The organism is Streptomyces parvus, assembly GCF_014648875.1.
GTDB lineage: Bacteria > Actinomycetota > Actinomycetes > Streptomycetales > Streptomycetaceae > Streptomyces > Streptomyces parvus.
This window is the reverse complement of sequence record NZ_BMRY01000004.1, coordinates 210,893-233,024: the sequence shown is the minus strand read 5'-3', so window position 1 is coordinate 233,024 and position 22,132 is coordinate 210,893. Positions and strand designations below refer to the sequence as shown.

Annotated in this window: 17 protein-coding genes and 1 pseudogene; 14 read left to right on the top strand and 4 right to left on the bottom strand. The window is 70.8% G+C overall.

Features of this window, described 5'->3' with window-relative positions; all coding sequences use genetic code 11:
• Positions 1-155: 155 nt before the first annotated feature.
• Positions 156-1,736 (top strand): aldehyde dehydrogenase (NADP(+)), encoded by a 1,581-nt coding sequence (locus IE140_RS14610; RefSeq protein WP_150193050.1) that lies wholly within the window; start codon positions 156-158, stop codon positions 1,734-1,736.
• A 177-nt stretch (positions 1,737-1,913) separates the two neighbouring features.
• Here IE140_RS14610 and IE140_RS14605 read toward each other — a convergent pair whose 3' ends face one another.
• The gene (locus IE140_RS14605; RefSeq protein ID WP_150193049.1) at positions 1,914-3,839 is read right to left on the bottom strand and encodes a TerD family protein; all 1,926 of its coding nucleotides are present in this window, start codon (positions 3,837-3,839) and stop codon (positions 1,914-1,916) included.
• 94 nt (positions 3,840-3,933) lie between these two features.
• Entirely contained in the window at positions 3,934-4,833 is a 900-nt protein-coding gene (locus IE140_RS14600; protein ID WP_150193048.1) for a hypothetical protein, read from the bottom strand.
• Positions 4,834-4,940: 107 nt separating this feature from the next.
• Here IE140_RS14600 and IE140_RS14595 point away from each other — a divergent pair, with 107 nt between their 5' ends.
• The 9 genes from IE140_RS14595 to IE140_RS14555 all read left to right on the top strand — a co-directional run bounded on the left by IE140_RS14595 (position 4,941) and on the right by IE140_RS14555 (position 15,645).
• Positions 4,941-6,119 carry a CapA family protein gene (locus tag IE140_RS14595; RefSeq protein WP_150193047.1) on the top strand — a complete coding sequence of 393 codons (1,179 nt, stop codon included), beginning with the start codon at positions 4,941-4,943 and terminating at the stop codon, positions 6,117-6,119.
• A 230-nt stretch (positions 6,120-6,349) separates the two neighbouring features.
• The gene (locus IE140_RS14590; RefSeq protein ID WP_150193060.1) at positions 6,350-8,605 is read left to right on the top strand and encodes a cache domain-containing protein; all 2,256 of its coding nucleotides are present in this window, start codon (positions 6,350-6,352) and stop codon (positions 8,603-8,605) included.
• Between the two features lie 6 nt (positions 8,606-8,611).
• Positions 8,612-10,321 carry a poly-gamma-glutamate synthase PgsB gene (gene pgsB / locus IE140_RS14585; protein ID WP_150193046.1) on the top strand — a complete coding sequence of 570 codons (1,710 nt, stop codon included), beginning with the start codon at positions 8,612-8,614 and terminating at the stop codon, positions 10,319-10,321.
• A complete protein-coding gene (locus IE140_RS14580; protein ID WP_006128197.1) occupies positions 10,318-10,800 on the top strand; it encodes a poly-gamma-glutamate biosynthesis protein PgsC/CapC in 483 nt (160 codons plus the stop codon). The genes pgsB and IE140_RS14580 overlap by 4 nt, the downstream gene beginning before the upstream one ends.
• 32 nt (positions 10,801-10,832) lie before the next feature.
• Positions 10,833-11,909, top strand: a complete 1,077-nt coding sequence (locus tag IE140_RS14575) for a C40 family peptidase (protein ID WP_093444093.1) — start codon at positions 10,833-10,835, stop codon at positions 11,907-11,909.
• Between the two features lie 258 nt (positions 11,910-12,167).
• Positions 12,168-12,623, top strand: coding sequence for a helix-turn-helix domain-containing protein (locus IE140_RS14570; RefSeq protein ID WP_032768771.1), 456 nt, complete (start codon positions 12,168-12,170; stop codon positions 12,621-12,623).
• Between the two features lie 120 nt (positions 12,624-12,743).
• Positions 12,744-13,271 carry a M48 family metalloprotease gene (locus tag IE140_RS14565; RefSeq protein WP_032768743.1) on the top strand — a complete coding sequence of 176 codons (528 nt, stop codon included), beginning with the start codon at positions 12,744-12,746 and terminating at the stop codon, positions 13,269-13,271.
• Positions 13,268-14,458 (top strand): MAB_1171c family putative transporter, encoded by a 1,191-nt coding sequence (locus IE140_RS14560; RefSeq protein ID WP_150193045.1) that lies wholly within the window; start codon positions 13,268-13,270, stop codon positions 14,456-14,458. Before IE140_RS14565 ends, IE140_RS14560 begins: the two co-directional genes overlap by 4 nt.
• A complete protein-coding gene (locus IE140_RS14555) occupies positions 14,455-15,645 on the top strand; it encodes a cytochrome P450 family protein (protein WP_167533414.1) in 1,191 nt (396 codons plus the stop codon). The genes IE140_RS14560 and IE140_RS14555 overlap by 4 nt, the downstream gene beginning before the upstream one ends.
• 60 nt (positions 15,646-15,705) lie before the next feature.
• On the opposite strand, the pseudogene IE140_RS36015 reads toward IE140_RS14555, so the two are convergent.
• Both IE140_RS36015 and IE140_RS14550 read right to left on the bottom strand, forming a co-directional pair.
• Positions 15,706-15,970, bottom strand: a pseudogene (locus IE140_RS36015) (glycosyl hydrolase); the annotation flags it as partial.
• A 708-nt stretch (positions 15,971-16,678) separates the two neighbouring features.
• Positions 16,679-17,404, bottom strand: coding sequence for a MarR family winged helix-turn-helix transcriptional regulator (locus IE140_RS14550; RefSeq protein ID WP_150193043.1), 726 nt, complete (start codon positions 17,402-17,404; stop codon positions 16,679-16,681).
• A gap of 111 nt (positions 17,405-17,515) precedes the next feature.
• Between IE140_RS14550 and IE140_RS14545 the strand changes: the two genes are divergently transcribed.
• From IE140_RS14545 to IE140_RS14530, 4 genes are all read left to right on the top strand, one after another.
• The gene (locus IE140_RS14545) at positions 17,516-18,487 is read left to right on the top strand and encodes an aldo/keto reductase (RefSeq protein WP_150193042.1); all 972 of its coding nucleotides are present in this window, start codon (positions 17,516-17,518) and stop codon (positions 18,485-18,487) included.
• 77 nt (positions 18,488-18,564) lie between these two features.
• Entirely contained in the window at positions 18,565-19,656 is a 1,092-nt protein-coding gene (locus IE140_RS14540) for a Gfo/Idh/MocA family protein (RefSeq protein WP_150193041.1), read from the top strand.
• Positions 19,657-19,843: 187 nt separating this feature from the next.
• Entirely contained in the window at positions 19,844-20,959 is a 1,116-nt protein-coding gene (locus tag IE140_RS14535; RefSeq protein ID WP_150193040.1) for an NAD(P)-dependent alcohol dehydrogenase, read from the top strand.
• A gap of 47 nt (positions 20,960-21,006) precedes the next feature.
• Positions 21,007-22,089 carry an MBL fold metallo-hydrolase gene (locus IE140_RS14530; RefSeq protein ID WP_189460419.1) on the top strand — a complete coding sequence of 361 codons (1,083 nt, stop codon included), beginning with the start codon at positions 21,007-21,009 and terminating at the stop codon, positions 22,087-22,089.
• Positions 22,090-22,132 lie beyond the last annotated feature (43 nt).

Genomic DNA, 22,132 nt, shown 5'->3' with positions numbered 1-22,132 from the left:
AGTGCAATGTCACATGCCATTGCTTAGGCTATACATCCGGACGACCCGAGGACAACGCCACCGCCGGGATGACTTTCACCGCGACACCCGGACGCCCCCCGACACTCGACGACGACGGTGCGCCTCCACCGGCGCACACAGGGAGACACATCACCGTGAACCCGACCGAGAACCCGCACCCGGCCGTGGAAGCACACCCGTCCGCCGGACTCACGCCCCTGACCGGGCATTCGCTGCTGGCCGGCCGCGAGGTCCCCGGCACGGGCGCCCCCTGGCACGCGGTGGCCGCCGCGACCGGCGACCCGTTCGACCCTCCGTACCGGGACGCCTCGCCGGAACAGGTCGCCGGGGCGGCCCGGCTCGCCGCCGCGGACGCCCGCGCCTTCCGCGCCCTGCCGCTCGAACGCCGGGCGGGCTTCCTCGACGCCTGCGCGGAGGAGATCGAGGCGCTCGGCGACGCCCTGCTGGAGCTCGCGGCCCGGGAGACCGGGCTCACGCCGGCCCGGCTGTCCGGTGAACGGGGGCGCACCTGCGGCCAGTTGCGCCTCTTCGCCGATCTGGTCAGGAGCGGTACGGCGCTGGGCGCGCGGATCGACTCGGGGCCCTCGGGCACGGACGTACGGCTCCGGCGCGTCCCCCTCGGCCCGGTGGCCGTGTTCGGTGCGGGCAACTTCCCCCTGGCGTTCTCGGTCGCGGGCGGCGACACCGCCTCTGCCCTGGCCGCCGGCTGCCCCGTGGTGGTCAAGGCGCATCCGGCCCACCCGGGCACCGGCGAGGCGGTGGCCCGCGCCGTGACGTCCGCCGCCGCGCGCACCGGTGTACCGGCCGGGGTGTTCTCGCTGCTGGTGGGCCGGGGCCACGAGGTGGGCCTCACCCTGGTCGGGGATCCACGCATCGCCGCGGTGGGCTTCACCGGGTCCCGGACCGGCGGTCTTGCCCTGGTCGCCGCCGGACAGGCCCGACCCGTTCCCATCCCGGTCCACGCCGAGATGTCGGCGGTCAACCCCGTGATCATGCTCGACGGGGCGCTCGCCGAACCGGAACCGGCGGCCGAGGGCTATGTGGCGTCGCTGACCGGCGGGGCGGGGCAGTTCTGCACGAACCCCGGTCTGCTCCTGCTGCCGGCCGGACCGGCGGGCGACGCCTTCCTCGCCGCCGTGGCCCGGACGCTGAAGGCGGTGGAGGGCCAGGTCATGCTCACCCCGGACATCGCGCGGGCGTACACCGAGGGCGTACGGCGGTGGGCGGCCGTCCCCGGAGTGCGGGAGGCGGCCCGGGGCACGGCCGGGCCCGGCCCGTACGCACCGGCTCCCGCGGTCCTGACGTGCGACGCGGCGACGTACACCGCGCACGGGGACCTCACCGGCGAGGTCTTCGGGGCCGCGGGGCTCGTCGTGCGCTGGTCCGGCACGGAGGAACTCCTGCCCCTGCTGGAGGGGTTGGAGGGCCAGCTCACGGCCACCCTGCACGGGACGGACGCCGACCGGACGGCGGCCCTGAGGCTGCTTCCGGTACTGGAGGAGCGGGCGGGCCGGGTCCTGTGGGGCGGCTGGCCCACCGGCGTCGAGGTCTGCCACGCGATGGTGCACGGCGGACCGTGGCCCGCGACGAGCTCCCCGGCGACGACGAGCGTCGGCACGCTCGCCGTCGAGCGCTGGCTCCGCCCGGTCTGCTACCAGTCGTTCCCCGACGCGCTCCTGCCGGACGAACTCCGGACACGGGCTGCTGCCGGGTGACGGCGCCGTTGCCCAGGTAGTGGTAGGCGTACGGGGGAGGAAGTCGGGGTTGCTGGAACGGCGGAGGCGTCGTTCCGTCGCGAGGGGCATCCGGACGAGGGCCTCCGGGAGCGAGGAAGCGTGATGCGGCGTCGGCCATGTCCTGCCCGAAGACCCCGTCGAATCCGTCGCCGTCGTTCAGTCGGCGATGTCGGCACCGTATCCGCGTGCGAGGGCGTCGAGGCCGTGGTCGTAGCCCTGTCCGACGGCACGCAGGCGCCACACCGGACCTCTGCGGTAGATCTCCACGAGGAGCATGGTGCGTTCGGTGGTGGCGGCGTCCAGTGTGGCCCTGGCCAGCGGTGCACCGCTGCTGCCCAGGGCCGCTCCGATCTGGATCGCGCCGACCGTCCCGAAGGTGGCTGCGCCGTCGACGGCCGCGGCGACGACCACCTTGCGCGTCGCCGGCGGCAGGGAGGCCAGGTCGAGGGCGATGGTCTGTTCGGCGGGACCGCCGGTCAGCAGCCGCACGGTCCCGGCCGGGCTTTCGGGCGCCCCGTAGAAGATGAAGTCCTCGTCGAAGGTGACCTGTTGGTCCTCGTCGAGGACGAACGCGACGACGTCGATCCCGCAGTCCGGATGCGGGGCCCAGCCTGCGGTGATGTACCACTCCGGCGCCGGCCCGCCGTGCGCAGTGGGCAGGTCGATGACACCGCCTCTGGGCATCACGTGCGGTTCCTGAGCCCTCGGCGCCGTCCCGGACGCGGCGGTGGCGGTCGGGGCGCTGAGCCAGTGGATGTCATGCACGGGGAGCTCAAGGGTGGCGATGCGGCTCATGCGCCGGTCATCCTCCCCCTTCTCCAGGAGCACGACGTCGGTGACGCTTGCGGACAGGTTGATCGCCGCGGACCCGCCCAGTTCGACGATGCGGGTACGTGCCGCCGCGGCATCGGCGTGGACGCCACCGAGCACCAGCACGCGACGCCGGGCCAGAGGCTTGTCCGGGGCGCCGGCGGACGGCACCGGCCGCCGTGGCGCGGGTACCGGCACCCCGGGCACGGCCGTGGGGAGGGTCGGTGGGCCCGGGACGGGTGCTTCCTGGACGGGTGCGGCAGACGGCGTACGGGGCGCCGAGTCGGCGGTGGCAACGACGGGTTCTGCTTCCGGCTCGGCCATCGGGGCGGCCGCGACGGCCGTCGCCTCATGCGCGGTCCCCGGTCGTACGTCGGCCAGCATGCGCAGGAAGGTGTGCTCGTCGATGACCGGTACGCCCTCGGTGAGTGCGCGTCGGACCTTCGCCGAACCGGACGCCGGTTCGTTGGTGACCAGCACGCTGGTGTGCCGGCTGACGGAGGTCATCATGTTCAGCCCGGCGGCGACCGCCCGCCCCACGAGCTCCGCCCGGGCGTGGGCGGTCTCACCGGTGATCGCGACCTTCATCCCCTGCCGGAGAGGCCCGTCGGAAGCCAGCCGTCCCGGATTGCGGTAGGCACAGGGGGTCTTCGGCGGCTTCGGCGTGAACTGCGACTCCGCCCGGGGCGGACAGGTCACCAGCGGCAGGGGCAGATCGAGCCGCGCTGCCTCGCGCAGGGACGCCCGCAGGATCCCGGCGAGCACACGGGTGTCGTCCAGGGCATCGTGTGCGCGCTGTCGGGGGACGTTGTAGTGGGTGGCGAGGGTGCCGAGCTTCATGTCGTCCGTCGGCGGATCCACCTGACGGTTCAGCGCCAGGGTGCACAGCCGCTGCGAGACCGGCAGCCACATCCGCGCGCGGGCGAACTCATGGGCCAGGAAGTCGTAGTCGAACTGGGCGTTGTGGGCGACCAGGACCCGGTCCTGAAGCATCGCTCCGATCCGCCCGGCGACCTGATCGAACGTCGGCGCACCGCGCAGCCGCTCGGCGGTCAGCCCGTGCACCTCCACCGGCCCCGGATCGCAGCCCGGATCGAGCAACGTCGAGAACTCCCCGGTCTGCTCGCCGTCCGGACCGATCGTGATCACCGCGACGGACAGCACACGGTCCCGCCGGGCCATGAGACCCGAGGTCTCCACGTCGACCAGGGCCCAGTCGTAGCCGTAGTCGCCCATGGCGGACGTGTTGAAGGAGGCGGAGACGAGACTCATGACGGCAAGGATGATCCGACATCCGGCCCTCCTTCAACCCGTATGCCGATTTGCCATGGTTCGGGGCGTTGCGTCGAGACGCTCCCCCGACGCCCTAGCCTCCGGCATTCCACCCCGCGACCAGCCCGGCCAGGGCCTCGGCCGCCTCCTCCGTGTCGCGGCCGCCGTCCGCGCGGGCGTGGCGGGCCAGTTCGACGTGGACGAAGCCGGCGTGTTCGCGCTCCGCCGAGCGGCCCTGGACGTTGCTCCTGCCCTCCAGCGGGCAGCGCGCCTCCCAGGCCCGGCAGACCCGCAGCCCGTCGTCGTCCATGCGGTCGGCCAGGGCGACCACCTCGGCGGGCGCCGTCTCGACGGCGCCGGTGGAGACGACGGCGTCCCAGGGGCGGTCCGAGGAGTCGGCGAAGCCGTGCAACTGGACGCCGGGCACTCCGCGCTTCTGGAGCTCCACGACGATCGCGTGAAAGGCGCTGTCCTCGCGGTGGGCGACATCGGCCTCGCCATGGTCGCCGGCCCGCCGGTGGGATCCGGCGATGACGAGGGCTCCGCCGGGGTTCTGCTCCAGGAGCCGGACGCCGAGGTCCTCGGTGTCGCGGTCGGAGACGGGGTGCGGGACCTGGGCGTTCCAGCGGACGGTGGAGTCGGCGTTCAGGTACAAGCGGCCCCAGCGGGCGCTCTCGCCCTGGCCGGTGGCGGCGATCTCGTCGTAACGGCGGCCCGAGTCGGTGTCGGTGAGGCGGGTCACACCGAGGCCGAGCGGGACGAGCCGGCGCTCGGCGCCCTGGGCGTCACCCGACAGCAGACTCCCGACGGCCTTCGCCAGCCGCTCCCGCTGCTCCTTGCCGGGCGGGCGGTAGGGGGAGTCGGCGCGGAACTTCGCCGTGTATCCGAGAATGCGGCTGCGCAGGTCGACCAGTTCCCGGGCGCGCGGAACGGTGTCCTCCGGTGCCGGGGAAGCATCGGCCTGGCAACCGACCAGAGCCAGGAGCAAACCCACCGGGACGAAAATGCGGAGGAAACGTGATCGTCCCGTGATGGCAATACGACGATCACACATGAGGCTCATGTAAGTATGACTCAGTGACATTCCGTAATTCTCTCGGTATGGGTCGGTCGGCGGGCCTGCTGGCGATAGCCGTCGGCCTGACCGTGTCGTGCGGCTCGCAGCCGGCGCAACCCGAGGCCAAGGCCGGCGGCCGCAGTTTCACCGTCGCCGCGGCCGGAGACGTTCTCATCCATCCCGAGCTGGTCGAGCAGGCCGCCAAGGATGCCGGGAAGACCGGACAGGGGGAGGCCGGCCTGGACTTCGGGCCGCTGCTCGCCGGGGTGAAGCCCGTGATCAGCAAGGCCGATCTCGCGATCTGTCACATGGAGACGCCCGTCGGGAACCCCAAGGGGCCGTTCCAGGGATATCCGGAATTCCTGGTTCCGCCGCAGATCCTGACCAGCCTGAAAGACGTCGGATACGACACCTGCTCGACGGCCTCCAATCACACCTTCGACCATGGACTGAAAGCCGTGCGCCGCACGCTGGACGCCATGGACAAGGTGGGCCTCGGGCACAGCGGGTCGGCGCGGACGCCGAAGGAAGCAGAGCAGATCAACATCCGTGACGTCAACGGCGTCAAGGTCGCTCACCTCTCGTACTCCTGGGAGTCGTTCGTCCACCCCACGCCCGACAAGCACAAGTGGGCGCTCAACCGGACCGACAGATCCAGCATCAAAAAGGCCGAGCGGCGGGCCCGGGACAAGGGCGCCGAGGTGGTCATCCTCTCCATCCACTGGGGAGCGGAGTACTTCAACGAACCGGGGACCGCACAGCTGTCCCTGGCCCAGCAGCTGGCCGAGGAGACGGGGATCGACCTCGTGATCGGCCACCACGCCCACGTGGTACAGCCGATCCAGAAGGTCAACGGCACCTGGGTCGCCTACAGCCTCGGCAACCAGGTGGCCCGGCATTCCGTCCCCAAGGGAATCACGGAGGAGGGAGCCATCGGCTGGTTCGAGTTCCGCGAGACCGCCGACGGCTGGGACGTCTCCGCCCGCTACCGCACCACGCTCGTCGACATTCCGCCGGAGCTCGAACCCGGGGAGAAGGCCCCCGAGGGCGCCGTCGAGGACCTCCGGCTGGTGGACGTCCAGCAGGCGCTGGAGAACCCCGAAGGGCTGTCCGCCGACCGGATCGCCCGCTACCGGCTGGCCGAGAACCGCACGCACGGCTTCCTCTACAACCGGGGAGCGCCGGGCGGTGACGGCCTCAAGCGGCTGTCCCTGGAGAAGTGATCAGGCACACACCCGCTCGTATGCCGATGAGTACAACCTATTAGGCGCTTGTCCGTCTTTCCTATGACAGCGTCTCGCGCTGTCCCACGACAGCGTCTCGCAGCCACGCGACAGCGGTGCTTCCTCCGGGCACTGAGCACCCGCAGCGACCAAGGAAGAAACCGGTGACATCGACTCCTGCCGCGCCCCTCGTGCCGAAAGGCCGGCGGCGCAGCCGCAGACGTGCGGACATGCCGCTGCTGGGCGGCATCCGGCCGCCGATCGCGTTGCTGTGCGTGCTGATCCTCGCCCTCGCGGGACTCACGGCCAAGGTGCTGGGGCCGGGCTCGGAACCGGTCGTGCCGAAGGCGGTGCTCTCCTCGCAGCAGTACTTCGCCGAGGACGGCGCCATCGCCCTGCGCGCCTCGATCGACGAGCGGGTCACGGACCTCGAACGCACCGCGGCCGCCCTGAACACGGGCAAGCCGGCCGACCCCGAGCGCGTGCTGTCGGACCTGAGCAAGGCGTACCAGAAGTGGACCGGCACCACGGTGCTGGACCTGGCGGACGGCAAGGTGCTCGCCGCCCGCGGGGAGCGCATCCCGCTCGCCTGGGTGGACAAGGACGTCCTCACCGGTGACAAGGCGCTCACCCCGCGGATGGTGCGGCTGGAGACCGGCGACGTACGTCTGATGACGATGGCCGTGCTGGAGGGGAAGCAGGGGGCTCAGCAGCTGCTGGTCGCCTCCAACAGCCTCTCCGTGCCGCCCATCAACCTGGGCGAGTTCCGCACCATGTCGGTGGTGGCCCGGGACGGCGAGGTACTCGCCACGGCTGGTTTCGACCAGTCGGAGGCACTCAACTCCGACAAACAGCGCGAGGAACTCACCTTCCTGCAGAAGCAGATGACCCGGCTGTCCGACCAGGCCGCCGAGGAGACCGAGCAGAACCCGGTCAGCGCCCGGGAGCCCGGTTCCCGCGGCTACCCCGGGGTCAGCGGAACCCTGGTGGGCGGGGGCTACAACGGCCGGGTCGCCACCGTGGGGTACGCCTCCCTCGCCGCCTCCGACCCGGAGGACGGGGAGAGCGTCGCCGCCGGTCTCGGCCTCACGGTCGTCTCCCTCCTTCCGGTGGTCCAGCAGCAGACCTTCACCGATGACAGCCGGCAGCTCTTCGGGCTGCTCGCGGCGGGCGCCCTGGTGCTGCTCGGCCTGCTCGCGGTCGCCGTGCTGTGGATGACCGTGCAGCGCCCGCTGCTCGGGCTGTTCCTGGAGTCCCGCCGGCTCGCCCGCGGCGATCTGATCCGGCCGGTCACGGTGCCCCGCTGGGGCGAGGCCGCCCGGATCGGCGCCGCGCTGGAGCGCATCCGCGGCCACCTCGGCGGCGCTCAGGCCTCCGACGGCTCCGCCGGCGCGCGCCCGCCCGGCCGGTTCCGGGGCGGCGCGCGGGGGCCGTTGGCACTGACGGCGGTTCTCCTGCTGCTGTGGTGCGTCCCCGTCGGCCTCCTGCTCAACCGCACGGACGGGACCGTGAGCATCCCCGCCGTCATGGTCAACGACCAGCGCGACCGCACCGACCTGGTCGCCGACCGGGCCCGCCGGGCGCTGAACGAGGCCCAGGCCGATCTCGTCTCCACCTCCCGCCTGCTCGACGTCGACGACCCCGCCGGCACCGAGTCCGTGCTGAAGAACGCCCTGCGCGAACACACCCGCTACCAGGCGCTGTACGTCGTCGGCGCGAACGGCGACATCGTCGCCCGGGCCGGCGGCGACACCCACCCGTGGAGCGCGGAGAAGGACCCGTCGCTGGTCCGCGTCTCCGGCCAGGGCGAGAAGAGGCCCGTTGTCCAGGCCGGGGCGCCCGTGCCGGAGCGCAAGGGCATGACCCTGGTCGGTGAGGTGCGGGTGGAGTTCCTCAACTCGCTGCTGAAGCGGCCCGGCCTCGGTGAGGTCCGGATCGTGAACGCGGACGCGCGGACCCTCGCCGCCAGCGACGGATTCCGTGCCTTCGAGGGGCTGCCGAAGGACGGGCTGCCCGACCTGGTGCGCGCCGCCAATGTGCGGGTGGGCGCCGGGCCGCTGGAGAACGGGCTGCTCATCCGGGACGGTGGCGCCGTCACCGTGGCCGCCGCCGCACCGTTCACCGGCGGCGGCGTCGCCGCCGACCTGGGCTGGACCGTCGTGAGCTGGCAGGACGCCGGTCGCTTCGAGATCACCGCCTACGAGCGCGAGGACCGCAGCGTGCTCGCCAGCCTGCTCGGCATCGCCCTGATCGTGGTCTGTCTGGGCTGGATCCACCTCGTCGTCGTACGGCCCCTGCGAGCCCTCGCGGCGGCCGCCGAGAAGCTCGCCGACGGAGACCTCAGGACCGTGCACTACCCCCGCTACCAGGACGAGGTGGGCGCCGTCGTCCGGAGCCTCGAACTGATCCGCCAGCAGTTGCAGGCCCGTCGGCAGACCCAGGCGCGCCGGCCCGCCGAGACCCGGCCCGGCGCCGGAGGAAGGTGACCCAGCGTGCTCTACCTCTACTTCGTCCTGCTCACCGGCAGTGCGTTCCTGCTCGTCGCGGGCATCGTGGAGCAGCGGCGGCACTACGCCTCGCTGCACACCATCCCCTCGCGGGTGCTGGTCAACGGCATCCGCGGCAAGTCCTCCATCACCCGGCTCTGCGCGGGCGCGCTGCGGGGCGGTGACCTGATCACCGTCGCCAAGACGACCGGGACGGCCGCCCGCTTCATCCACCCGGACGCCACCGAGGAGCCGGTCTACCGGAAGTTCGGCATCGCCAACGTGGTGGAGCAGATCGGCATCGTCCGCCGGGCCGCCACCTACCGGCCCGACGCGCTCGTCATCGAGTGCATGGCCGTGATGCCGGCGCTCCAGGAGGTCAACCAGAGCAAGCTGATCCGCTCGACGATCGGCGTGCTCTGCAACGTACGCGAGGACCACCTCGCCGAGATGGGCCCCACCCTCGACGACGTGGCCCGCTCGCTGTGCCGCTCGATGCCCGAGGACGGCATCTGCGTCACCGCCGAGAAGGAACGTTTCCACATCCTCCAGGAGGAGGCGGACGCCCGGAACTGCCAGCTGGTGTACGCCGACCCGGAGACCGTCAGCGACGAGGAGCTGCGCGGCTTCAGCTGGTTCACCTTCAAGGAGAACGTGGCGATCGCGCTGGTCGTCGCCGACCTGCTCGGCGTGGAGCGCGAGGTCGCCCTCCAGGGGATGTACGACGCCCCGCCGGACCCGGGCGTGCTCTCCGTGGAGCGTTATGTGGCACCCGACGGCAACCGGCTCGCCTTCGCCAACGTCTTCGCGGCCAACGACCCCGAGTCGACGCTGATGAACATCAACCAGCTCCTCGACCTCGGCGCGATCCGCCGCCCGCTGAACGTGGTGATCAACTGCCGCCCCGACCGCGTGGAGCGCAACGGGCAGATGGGCGAGATCATCCCCGACCTCCAGCCCGACAACGTCTTCGTCATCGGGCACCCCGCCAAGAGCGCGATCGACGCCATCCCCGCCGAGTGGCAGGACCGGGCGGTCGATCTGGGCGGCGAGAAGCGGGCCGCCGACGAGTTCATGCCGGCGATGCTCGGCCGGATGTCCGACGGCGCGTCGCTGGTGGCCATCGGCAACATCCACGGCCAGGGCGAGGAGTTGCTGGAGTACCTCGCCGAGCTCCCCGCCGACGAGAGCGAGGCGGACGAGGAGACCCCGAACCCGGTCGCCGCGAATCCGGCGCAGGCGTCCCGCCTGGACCCGTTCGCCTCGTACCACCCGGCGTACGAGGAGCGCTACCAGGCTTCGCAGACGCAGGAGATCCCGGTGGTGCGCATCCCGGTGCAGCCGCCGGATTCCTACCGGCCGCAGCCCCCTCACCAGCACCAGCACCAGCACCAGCACCACGAGCAGTACGCGCAGCAGGAGCAGTACGCGCAGCGTGAGCCGTACGCCCGGCAGGACCAGCACGCCCAGCAGGACCCGCACACGCAGCGCGAGCCGTACACCCAGCAGGAGCCGTACACCCAACAGGAGCCGTACGCCCGGCGCGAGCCGTACACCCAGCAGGACCAGGACCAGGGCCAGGGGCAGGGCCGGAGACAGCAGGACCAGCCCTTCGAGTTCTTCGCCGGCGCGCCGCGGAAGCAGACGTACGAGCCCGCCCCGCACATCTGGCCGCCCCACGACGAGCCGCACGACGACGCCCGGAGATCCCGTTGACCACCGCCGCACTGACCCCCGAGATGGCCGCCCTGGGTATCGCCATTGGGCTGTTCTTCTCGCTGCTGTGCTACCTCACCACCAACCTGTCGCCCGGCGGAATGATCACGCCGGGGTGGCTCGCGCTGACGCTGATCGAGGACGTCCAGCGCGCGGCGATGGTGCTGGGCGTCACGGCGCTCACCTACGCCGGGACCAAGGTGATGCAGCGGCTGGTGATCCTGTACGGCAAGCGGCTGTTCGCCTCGGTCGTGCTCCTCGGCGTACTGCTCCAGAGCACGGTGATGATCCTGCTGTCGCTGGAGTTCCCGCTGCTCTACGGCAACCAGACCCTCGGCTTCATCGTGCCCGGCCTGATCGCCTACCAGCTGGTGCGCCAGCCGAAGGGCCCCACTCTGCTGGCCACCGGCACGGTCTCGCTCATGGCCTACATCGTCGTCGCCGCCGGGCTGCTGCTCGGCATCATGCCCGCTGTCTGACCAGCGGCCCACGAACAACCGAGGAGTAACCGATGGCAGGGAAGAAGAAGTCACGGCCCGTCGTCTCGGGACTGGTGGTGCTGACGCTCGTCGCGACCTCCGGCTACCTCACCCTGGAACTGCGCAAGCAGGAGGCGCCCGGGGTGACCGAGGTCCGCAACGTCGGCGTCCTCGACGGCGGCAAGAGCTCCGGCTCCGCCGACGACAAGGCCGAGGCCACGTGGTCCCGGCTGGAGAACCCGGCGCGCTCGGTGCTGCGCGGCTCCGACGGACAGATCAAGGCGGTGTTCACCGACGGCGCGCGCCTGGCCACCCTCACCGGCCCGGCCCGCACCTTCACCGAACCGGCCTCCACCTCCTCCAAGGTGTCCACCACGGACTGGGTGCGTCTGATGCCCGAGCCCTGGAAGAAGGGCGCCGAGAAGGAGAAGTGGTTCACCGACTGGCACGCCGAGTACGCGGACAGCAAGGAGGACGACCTCTTCGCCGTCGCCTTCCAGTACGTGGCCGGCGCCCCGCAGAAGAAGGACGAGCAGGGCGTCGCCTACGCGGGTGACGCCAACTTCGGCCCGCTGAACACCACCGGCGCCGAGGGCGGCGACCTGCGCCTGGAGCAGTCCGACTTCTACGACTACCTCGGCCTGCCCTACCCCTTCCGCGACGGGCAGACCGGAACTCCCGAGTCCATGCGGGCCAAGTCCCTGGACTGCTCGGGGTTCATCCGGATGGTGCTCGGCTACCGCACCCGGTACCCGCTGATGTCCTCGGACGTCTCCGGCGACGGACTGCCGCGCACCGCCAACGGCATGGCCCGCTCCGACGAGGGCGCCGACGTGCTCCCGCTGACCGGCGTGGGCCCCGGCGACCGGCCCTCCGCCATCGACCAGCTCCAGCCGGGCGACCTGGTCTTCTTCAAGCTGGACGCCCGCACCAAGGAGCGGCTCGACCACGTCGGCATCGTGCTCGGCTACGACACCGAGGGCCACCTGATCTTCGTCTCCAGCCGCGAGGAGATCAACGGCCCGACCATCGGCGACGTCGGCGGAGTCTCCCGCCTGGACGGCAACGGCTACTACGCCAAGACCCTGCGGAGCGCGAAGCGGCTGTGAGGCCGGTGGGCCCCGCCGTCACGGCGGCGGGGCGCGGCGGTCCGGGCTGCCGGCTGAGCTCACCCCCGTGAAGCTCTGTCCCGGCCCGACCGGTGCCGCCACCCACCCCCTCGACACTTCAGTGGTGACGAAGCATTGGTAACGTACACCAGAGTGACTGCCCGGCGTCAACCAAAGTGTCGCCGGGACCGGCCCAAGGGGCTTCGAGAAACACTGTGGTGGGCGAAAGCTCGGCATCACGCCAAGGAGGTCGTGTACGTGGAGGATGACCGGTCACCCACCTTCGCCCAACTCCTGGACCACCTCTTCCGCGAGGTGCACCCTCCGTCCCGGGGGCCGTACACCTACGCGGAGGTCGCCGAGGGAATCCGCAGGGCGACCCCGTCGGAGGGGCGCGGGGTGACGGCGAGCGCCATCCAGCAACTGCGCACCGGTGCCAAGCGGAACCCGACGCGGCACACCATCAAGGCCCTGGCCGACTTCTTCGGCGTACCGGCGGGCTACTTCGTCGACAGCGCGGCGGCCGAACGCACGAAGGCGGAGATCGGTCTTCTCGCCGCCATGCGTGACCAGGACGTCCGCAAGGTGGCCCTGCGCGCAAACGGCCTGAGCGTCGACAGCCTGAAGATGCTGTCGACCGTGATCGAACAGGCCCGGAAGCTCGAAGGACTCACCACCGACGACAGCGCCCACGACCTCAACCTGGACGACTGAACCGCGCACCCCGCCCGCCGGGTGGCGTCTCGAACATGTCAACATGGGTGCGCTCTCACGGGCTTCAGGGGGTGATCCGCCCCGGCCGACCACCCCGACCGGCGTCACCAGAGTGAGGACATGGACTTCGAGCAGCTTCGTGCCGCGTGCGAGGCGCGTGTCGAGGCGCTCGGGCTCCCGCACCGCTTCAGCACCCGCGACCTCCGCGACGCCGTGGCCGGACAACGCGGACGCCCCATCGTCCTGCGGCCCCTGAGCACTCTGGGCGCCCTGGACGCCCCGTGCGGCATCCGCCTGGAGACCCCGGACGCGGACCTGCTGTTCTACGAGGAGGCCACCTCTCCCCTCCATCAGAACCACATCCTCGCCCACGAGATCAGCCACATCATCTGCGACCACGCCGGCAGCCTGGAACTGGACCAGGACACGCTGCGCGCGATCGGTTTCGACCCCGCCCTCGTGCGGCGCATGTCCGGCCGGACCAGCTACACGAGCGAGGACGAGCGCGAGGCCGAGGTGATGGCCAGCGTGATCCGCCAGCTCATGTACCGGGGACGCGAAGCCCCGTCGAGCCGTCCCGCCAGCGGCGCCGAGAGCTGGGACGCCCTGTTCGCCGAGCCACACAGGAAGAAGCGCCACCGGAAATGATCAACATGCTCTTCACGGGGACGGCCGTCGTCCTGCTGTGCTTCGCCGTCTACTGGGTACGAGGCCGCGGCGGGCACCGCCCCACGGGCACCTGGGCGATGGCGGCGCTGCTGACCTCGTTCGCGCTCGCCTTCGCCTCGTACGCGCCCGCCGTGGAGCGCGCGGTCGAATCGGTGGTCCCGCACGTCGCCCGGCTGCTCAGCAACACCTTCACCCTGACGGCGGCAACCTCCGTCCTCGCCTTCCTCTTCCAGCTCAATCTGGACCGCGAGCGGGCCCATCGGCAGATCCGGCTGCGCGTCATCGCCCTCGCGGTCTCCGTCGCCGGCATGACCGTCTTCTTCGTCGCCGAGCAACTCACGGGCCGGAACCCGGTGTTGTACGCGTGCTACGTGCTGATCTACATCTCCTGCCTGGCGTACACGGCCAAGGACTTCCTGCTGCAGACCTGGGCCCACTCCCATCGGTCGACCCGGCGCAGCCAGCGCTGGGGCCTGCGCACGACGTCCGTCGGCTGTGGCTTCGCCCTCGTCTACGCCGCGTACAAGCTGTTCGCCCTGGTCTCCATCGGCCTCGGTCTGGGGCTCGTTCCCGACCACGCCCGGTGCTCCACGCCGCTGACCCCCTTCCGCTGCGCGTTCAGCGTGACCGCGCCCGCCGTCTCCGTCCTCCTCATCACCGTCGGGCTCACCCTTCCCGCACTGCTGTGGCCGCTCAGCCAACTGCGCCGCCGCCGCTGGGAACGGGCGTCGTTCACCGCACTGGAACCGCTGTGGCGGGAGGTCACCTCGGCGGTCCCCGAGGTCGTGCTCGACCCGGGCGACACCGAAGTGGACGCCCACGACCTCGACTTCCACCTCCATCGCCGGGTCATCGAGATCAACGACTGCGTGCTGGCCCTGCGCCCGTACCGTCAAGCGTCGGTACGGGACGCCGCGGCGGCCGAGACGGCCCGCCGGGGCGCCGCCGAAACCCCCGAGGGGGAGGCCGAGGTGGAGGCGGCGGTCATCGCCGCGGCCGTCGTCGCCAAGCGCGCCGGGCTCCCCCTCGACGGCGACGAGGCCCCGCCCGCCGCCGGCACCCGCTCCCGCAAGGGCGACCTCCCCGCGGAGACCGCGTGGCTGCTGCTCGTGGCGGAGGCCTACGCGCGGCGCCCGGCACCCGCGCACGTGGGAGCGGCCTCGTGAGCACCCCTCGACAGGACCCGCTGCGCGACCCGCGCTTCTTCGCCGACCCCTACCCCACCTACGACCGGCTGCGCGAACGCTGCCCGGTCCAGCGCGTCCCCACCGGCTCCGGGGGACACCAGGGATATCTGATCACCGGCCACGCCGAGGCCCGCGAGGCGTTCACCGACCCCCGTCTGTCCAAGGACACCGCCCGCTTCTTCGCCGACCGGCCCTCCGACCGCGACCTGCACCCGGCGATCTCCCGCACCATGCTGGCCAGCGACCCGCCCGTGCACACCCGCCACCGGCGGGTGGCGACGCCACTGTTCACCACCGGCCGCGTCCGGGAACTGCGCCCGTTCATCACCCGTGTCGTCGACGACATCATGGCGGAGTGGCGACCGGGTACGCGGGTCGACCTGGTGGCCGAACTGGCGGTCCCCCTGCCGGTCACCGTCATCTGTGAGCTGCTGGGGGTGCCGGAACCAGACCGCACCGCGCTCGCCGGCTGGTCCCACGAACTCTTCGACGCGGCCGACACCGCCCGCGTCGACGCCGCGTCGCACCGTATCGGCGACTATCTGACCCACCTCGTCGACACGGCCCGCGCCACCCCTGGCGACGGCCCGCTCCACTCGCTCCTGGGCGACTGCGACGAGGGCGGTCTCGACCGGGACGAGACCGTCTCCCTGGCCGCCCTCCTTCTGGTCGCCGGGCACGAGACCACCACCCAGTTCATCGGCAACGCCGTCCTGGCCCTGCTCCGGCACCCCGAGGCGTTCGACCGGCTGCGCCGGGACCCGGACCTGACCCCCGGTGCGCTCGACGAACTGCTCCGCTACGACTCGCCGGTGAGCGTGGCCACTTTCCGGCACAGCACGGAGGAGCTGAGCGTCGGCGGGGTCGACATCCCGGCGGGCTTCCCGGTGCTCATCGCCACCGGGGCGGCCAACCGCGACCCGGCCGTGTTCCCCGACCCGTACCGTCTCGACCTGGACCGCGACGCCGCCGGCCACCTCTCCTTCGGCCACGGCATCCACCGCTGCCTCGGCGCTCCGCTGGCCCGGGCCGAGGCCGAGATCGCCCTCCGCGCCCTGGTGACCCGCTTCCCGGACACCGGCCTGGCCGTCTCCGCGGAATCCCTGTCCTGGCGCCGGACCCGCCTCACCCGCGGCCTGACCGCCCTGCCTCTCGTCCTCGGCTGACCCGCAACGACGGGGAGCGTGTGCCACCGCGGGCCCTCCCCGTCGGTGCGGTCCTGCCCACGGCGCGTCCGTGAGGAGCTCCGTCGTGATGCTCATGTGCAGCCGACGGGTGTGATCGACCGTCCGCACCGGCCCGGTCAGCGTGACCCGGGCGGTGAGCCGCGGGTCGTCGCACGACGCGCTCAACCGCAGTTCCAGATCGCCCGGTTCGACGATCCGGCGGCCGTCGCGGCCCGTGCACCGCTTCGGTTCCCTCCCGCGCACCGGTTTTGCGGACGGTGCAGGAGAAGGTGAACTCCCCTTCCGTCGCGACCCGTCCGCGCTCCCATGACGTAGGGCCGAGTCGTGCGTTTCACCCGCCGCATAGAGGCAAACAGGTCGAACGACCCACCCGAACAACGAAGTCGCAGGTCAGCGGCCCTTGTCAGCAGGCTCCAGAATCGCCACGCACTCCACATGATGCGTCATCGCGAAACATGTGGACACGAAAGCATGCGGAAATACGTGCAGCTCCACAGCGCGCGACACGCAAATCCGGCATACGGGTCACGTCGTTACGGGCATGGTGTGCGCTACGCGCTCCATCATGACGCACGCCGCGTGCGCAACCGAGCGCTTCAGACCGAACGAGAACCGCAGCCCTCACCTCCGCGAAGGAGCAGCACCGCACGCCACGGAAGGGGCTATTTCGCGGCCCGGGCCGGGCGCTTCCAGGCCACGCTCACCGAAAAACGCCAGGGCCACCTCGCATGGCTTTCTCGATGTCCTGCGCCAGCAGTTGGCGACGACCACGGCAGACACCTGCGACTCGGGGAAAGTCGATGCCGACGCGTTCGGGCGGCGATGGCGGCACCCCCTTGCCGAGGCGCCCTCGCATTCCGGCTCACACCCGCTGTGGGTACGCGAGTTCATCTCCGGCAGGAGCAAGCAGAACGCCGTGAAGTCGATGGTCGTCACGGACGGTGAAGGTCGCGTGCTGCGGTGCAGCCCAGCACGGCCCGCAAGCTGCGCGGACCCCACTCACGCCCGCCGGTCAGGGCTGGCCGGGCTCTTGGCCGGCGGGCCCGCGGGGAGTCACGATCAAGGTGTCGGCCGAAGGCTGTGAAGCCGGATGAATAGCGGGTGACCGGCCGTCCACCGCGCCGCCCCCCGGAGGCGAAGCCGCAGAGCTCGCGTCGGACTGCCCGCGCTTGATGGCCGCGTCCACCGCCGCACCGATGCGGCGCAGTGCCGCCAGCTCCTGAGGACCGAGATCATCGATCAGGTACTCGCGGACTGCGGCGACGTGCCCCGGCGCCGCCGCCGCCACTACCTCGTAACCGGCCTCGGTCAGCGTCGCGGTGGTGCGCCTTCCGGAACCGGGGATCCGCTTCCGTGCGAGCAGTTCGCGCTTCTCGAGCCGACCGACGACATGGGACAGCCTCGACAGTGACGCAGCCGTTCGCGCGGCCAGGGCGCTCATCTGCATGGTGCGGTCCGGCTGCTCGGAGAGGACCGAGAGCACCATGTACTCGAAGAAGGTCAGCTGAGCCTCGCGCTGCATGCGCGCATCCAGCGCGGCCGGCAGGCTGATCATGATCGCGGAGTTGGCCAGCCACGCCGCCAGCTCGTCGCCGTTCAGCCATCGCGTCTCGGCAACCGGACCGGTGGACGCCCCCGAGCCGGAGCCCTCGTCGGCACGAGCCGTCGCCTCGGATGTCGGCCCGTTCCGTGGACGCCGACGGTGCCGGCCGTTCGTGTCATCTGCCGCACTCGCCATGAGGACATCCTAGACCCACTTATTGACGCGTCAAGTTCGAAGGGGGTAGAACTTGACGCGTCAAGTTCGCTCTGCGGCGCTGAGGCCCGCCCCACACGGAATGGACAACAAATGCAGTCCACATCGCTCGGCAGGCTCGATGTCCCGCGCATCGGCCTGGGTGTCATGGGGATGTCGGCGTACTACACCGGCGCCGGCCGGGACGGAGCCGAGTCGATCCGCACCATCCGTCGCGCCGTCGACCTCGGTGTCACCCATCTGGACACCGCCGAGGTGTACGGCCCCTACGTCAACGAGGAACTGCTGGGTCGCGCGATCAAGGGTCGCCGGGACGAAGTCGTCCTCGCCACCAAGTTCGGCCTCGTCTCCCACACCGGCCGGCCGGGCCCGGACAGCACCCCCGCCAGCATTCACACGGCTGTCGACGGCTCACTGCGGCGGCTCGGAACCGACCGCATCGACCTCTACTACCAGCACCGGGTCGACCCCAACACTCCCATCGAGGAGACGGTGGGGGCGCTGAGGGACCTGGTGGAGGCGGGCAAGGTCCTCCACATCGGACTGTCGGAGGCGGCAGCGACGACCGTCCGCCGGGCCCATGCGGTCCACCCCGTGGCCGCTGTCCAGAGCGAGTACTCGCTGTGGACGCGGGACCCGGAGGCCGAGGTGCTGCCCACGCTGCGTGAGCTCGGCATCGGACTGGTCCCCTATGCACCGCTGGGACACGGCTTTCTCACCGGTGACATCCGCACCCTCGACGGCCTGGACGCCGCCGACTGGCGTCGCTCCAATCCCCGGTTCACCGGCGACAACCTCACGCGCAACCTGCGCATCGTCGACCAGGTGCGCGAGGTCGCCGACGAGGTCGGGGCCACGCCCGCGCAGGTCGCTCTGGCCTGGCTGCTCGCGCAAGGAGACGGCATCGCGCCCATTCCGGGGACGAAACGCATCGACCGCCTCGAGGAGAACAGCGCCGCCGACGGCATCCGACTCACCCCGGGCCAGATCGCCCGCCTGAACAACCTCACACCGGCGTCCGGCGAACGCCATGCCGAGCCCGACATGGCCGCCGTCGACCAGTGAGAGAAGCGCGAACGCGCCGATTCGCCCCCCGCACCACACCACGTCCTGCTTCAACGGAAGAAACGGAACACCACATCATGTCAAGGAATCTCATTCGGGTCGGCATCATCGGCGCGGACACGAAGGCGAGTTGGGCGGGCGCCTCGCACATACCCGCGCTGGCGGCACAGCCCGACTTCCACCTGGCCGGTGTGGCGACGCGGCACGAGGAGAGCGCGCGCGGCGCTGCCGAGGCGTTCGGCGCCGAGCGTTGGTTCGCGGACCCCTACGCGCTCATCGATGACCCTTCGATCGACCTCGTCACCGTCGCGGTGAAGGTCCCGGCTCACCGCGATCTCGTCCTGGCGGCCCTCGCAGCGAACAAGGCCGTGTACGCGGAGTCGCCGCTGGGCGCGACCGTCGCGCAGACGGAGGAGATGGCTGACGCGGCCGGCTCGCTGCACACCGCGATCGGCCTGCAGGGCCGGCTCAACCCCTCGGTACGCCGCGCGGCGGAGATCATCGCTGAGGGCCGGCTCGGGCGGCTGCTCTCGGCGCGAGTCGCCGCGACGACCTTCGGCAACGGACCGGAGTCGGTGAGCGCGTACGAGTACTTCGACAAGGCAGCGTCCGGAGCCGGATTCCTCACCATCGCCGCGGGCCACGTCCTGGATGTGGTCGAGGCCGTTCTCGGCGACATCACCGAGATCGACGCCCGCACCGAACTGCTCTGGCCCCAGGTGAAGTTGGTCGACACCGGCGCGATATCCGTCCGCGAGGTCCCGGATCACCTCGACGCCATCGCCAAGACCTCCTCGGGGGCGCCGGTCGGGGTGCAGATCCTGGCGGGCGTGCCCGCCCCCGACGCCCACTTCAGTCTGGACGTACGCGGATCGGAGGGCTGGCTGAAGCTGACGGGCGACCACCCCGCGGGCGTTCAGGTCGGCGACCTCACCCTCTCGTCGAGCGTCGACTTCACCGCGCCCGACCGACCGGTCGCCACCGGCGCGGGACCCACCGCCGCCGATATCTGGACGGGCGCTTCCATCAACGTCGGTGAGGTCTACGCCGGCCTGGCCCGCGACATCACGAACGGCACCCACCACACCCCGGGATTCCAGCACGCCGTCCACAACAGCCGTCTCATCGCCCGAGTCGAACAAGCCGCCCGGACCGGCGTCCGGCACTGACGCCACCGCGCCTCGCGGCACCGTGCACGACTGCCGTGACGGATACGGCGACCGATCCGCGAGTACGGGCGGCCGACATAGGTTCGGGCCCAGTGAAGGGTTCCAGCCCCCCGATCAGGGAGTCGTTGATGCTGTCAGTCCCTCGTCCCCATGGCCCTCGCGGCGCTTCGCGGCAGGCTCACGGCGTATGACCACCTCCGCGCGCGCCGCTGTTCTCGAAGCGCAGGACGGGCCCTTCGAATTCCGCGACATCGAGATCGAGGACCCGCGGCCCGACGAGGTACTCGTTCGCATGGTCGCGACCGGAATATGCGCGACCGACGCTCACGTGCGGGCACAGCGCATGGCGACGCCGCTGCCGGTGGTGCTGGGGCACGAGGGAGGAGGAGTCGTCGAGCGCGTGGGCGCCGCTGTCACCACCGTCGAGCCCGGTGACCACGTCGTCCTCTCCTACCACTCGTGCGGCCGCTGCAAGCCGTGCATGTCCTCGCACGCGGCCTACTGCGACAACGTCTGGGCGGCCAACTTCGCAGGTGCCCGCCTGGACGGCTCGAACGGTCTGCACGTCGCCCACGGTGCTGAGCCGCACGGTCACTTCTTCGGCCAGTCCTCGTTCGCCACCCACGCCCTGACGCACCAACGGAACACGATCAAGGTCCCCCGCGATCTGCCCCTGGACGTCATGGCTCCGCTGGGGTGCGGGCTGCAGACGGGCGCGGGGGCCGTACTCAAGGCCCTCGCCGTGCCGGCGGGAGCGTCCTTCGCGGTCTTCGGCGTGGGAGCAGTGGGCCTGGCGGCGGTCATGGCGGCCCATGTCGCGGGTGCCACCACCATCATTGCCGTCGACGTCGACGCCGGCCGCCTCGATCTGGCCCGCGATCTCGGAGCGACACACCTCGTCGACCCCGGCCGGGTCGAGGATCTGGCCGGCGCGCTCCGCGCCGTCGACGATCGCGGTCTGGAGTACGTCCTCGACACGAGCGGCCGCGCGGAGAACCTCGACGCCGGGGTCGGTGCCCTGGCGCCGATGGGCCGATTCGGCTTCGTGGCGTTCCACGAAGGAGCGGGCGCCCTGCTCGACGCCGGCCGGCTCACGCTCGGCCAGTCGCTTCAGGGCATCATCCAGGGCGACGCCGTCTCGTCGCTCCTGATCAACGACCTTGCCCAGCTCTATCGAGCGGGCCGGTTCCCCATCGACCGACTGCTGTCCTTCTACGACTTCGCCGATATCAATACCGCGTTCGAGGATGCGGGCTCAGGCCGCGTCACCAAGGCGGTCCTTCGATTCACGTCACCGGGATAGACCACCCGTTCGACAGCTTCCCAAGAACACAGAAAGGCGTCCCGCAGGTGTGCCAGAGCAGTCAGATACCCATCAGCGTCGAAGAAACCCCGAGCTTCTACGGGATCGACCACTATGGCTTCCCCCGCGCGGGGGCGGACGACCCGTTGGACCCCGCGGGCTATTACCCCCCGTACTTCCGGAGCGAGCACTTCCAGAAGTACGGCTACCACGTGGAAGAACTGCGCGGCGGCTTCTACTGGGTAACCAGTGCCGGCTACGACGCCGCGTTCGTGGTGACCGAGGAGGGCGTGGTCGCGATCGACGCACCCCCGACGCTGGGCGAGAACATGCTGGCGGCGATCGAGGACGTCACCGACCGACCCGTGACCCACGTCATCTACACCCACTGGCACGCCGATCACATCGGCGCGGCCTCCGTGTTCGGTCCCGACGTCGAGATCGTCGCCCACCGCATCACCAAAGAACTCCTGGAGCGCTTCCCCGACCCGAAGCGCCCCCTGCCGACGAGGACGTTCGACGACGAACTCGTCCTCGAAGTGGGCGGCGTGAGCCTGCACCTCTCCTACAAGGGAGAGAACCACTGCCCCGGCAACATCTTCATCTACGCACCCGAGCAGAAGGTGCTCACGGCCGTCGACATCGTCAGTCCCGGAAGCGTCACGTTCATGCACTGCGACGCCTCGCAGAACATCACCGGCTGGTACGAGGCTCAGTCCCAGATCCTCGAATACGACTTCGACTACTTCGTCGGCGGGCACCACATGCATTACGGCACCTACGAGCAGGTGAAGCTGTGCGTGGAGTACTTCAGCGACGTGCTCGAGGGGGCGACCGCGGCGGTCGAGCGGTTCAGCCGCTCGGATGCGCTCGCCGACATCGTGACCGGCACCGGCTGGGACAGGATCTTCGTCGGTACCGAGAACTGGATCAGCTCCATGGCGAACTACACCACCCGCCACGTCCTCGAGAAGGAGACGAGCGACGGCCGGCTCTGGTGGGAACGGCTGGCAGGAGCCACCAGCCAGACCAAGTACCACGCGTACACCGTGCTGGAATCGATCCGCCTCGAACGGCCCCGGCCCGACTACCGCCTGCGGGGCGAGAATCCTCCGGTCTTCCTGACCTGACACCGTTCCGAACGGTGCGAGCAAATGCCCCTTGCACACGAGA

Bases quoted from the DNA above. Each gene is read 5' to 3' on its own strand.
- IE140_RS14605 (WP_150193049.1), bottom strand. From the start codon at position 3,839: ATGAGTCTCGTCTCCGCCTCCTTCAACACGTCCGCCATGGGCGACTAC.
- IE140_RS14595 (WP_150193047.1), top strand. From the start codon at position 4,941: ATGGGTCGGTCGGCGGGCCTGCTGGCGATAGCCGTCGGCCTGACCGTG.
- IE140_RS14590 (WP_150193060.1), top strand. From the start codon at position 6,350: ATGCCGCTGCTGGGCGGCATCCGGCCGCCGATCGCGTTGCTGTGCGTG.
- IE140_RS14575 (WP_093444093.1), top strand. From the start codon at position 10,833: ATGGCAGGGAAGAAGAAGTCACGGCCCGTCGTCTCGGGACTGGTGGTG.
- IE140_RS14565 (WP_032768743.1), top strand. From the start codon at position 12,744: ATGGACTTCGAGCAGCTTCGTGCCGCGTGCGAGGCGCGTGTCGAGGCG.
- IE140_RS14560 (WP_150193045.1), top strand. From the start codon at position 13,268: ATGATCAACATGCTCTTCACGGGGACGGCCGTCGTCCTGCTGTGCTTC.
- IE140_RS14550 (WP_150193043.1), bottom strand. From the start codon at position 17,404: ATGGCGAGTGCGGCAGATGACACGAACGGCCGGCACCGTCGGCGTCCA.
- IE140_RS14545 (WP_150193042.1), top strand. From the start codon at position 17,516: ATGCAGTCCACATCGCTCGGCAGGCTCGATGTCCCGCGCATCGGCCTG.
- IE140_RS14540 (WP_150193041.1), top strand. From the start codon at position 18,565: ATGTCAAGGAATCTCATTCGGGTCGGCATCATCGGCGCGGACACGAAG.
- IE140_RS14535 (WP_150193040.1), top strand. From the start codon at position 19,844: ATGACCACCTCCGCGCGCGCCGCTGTTCTCGAAGCGCAGGACGGGCCC.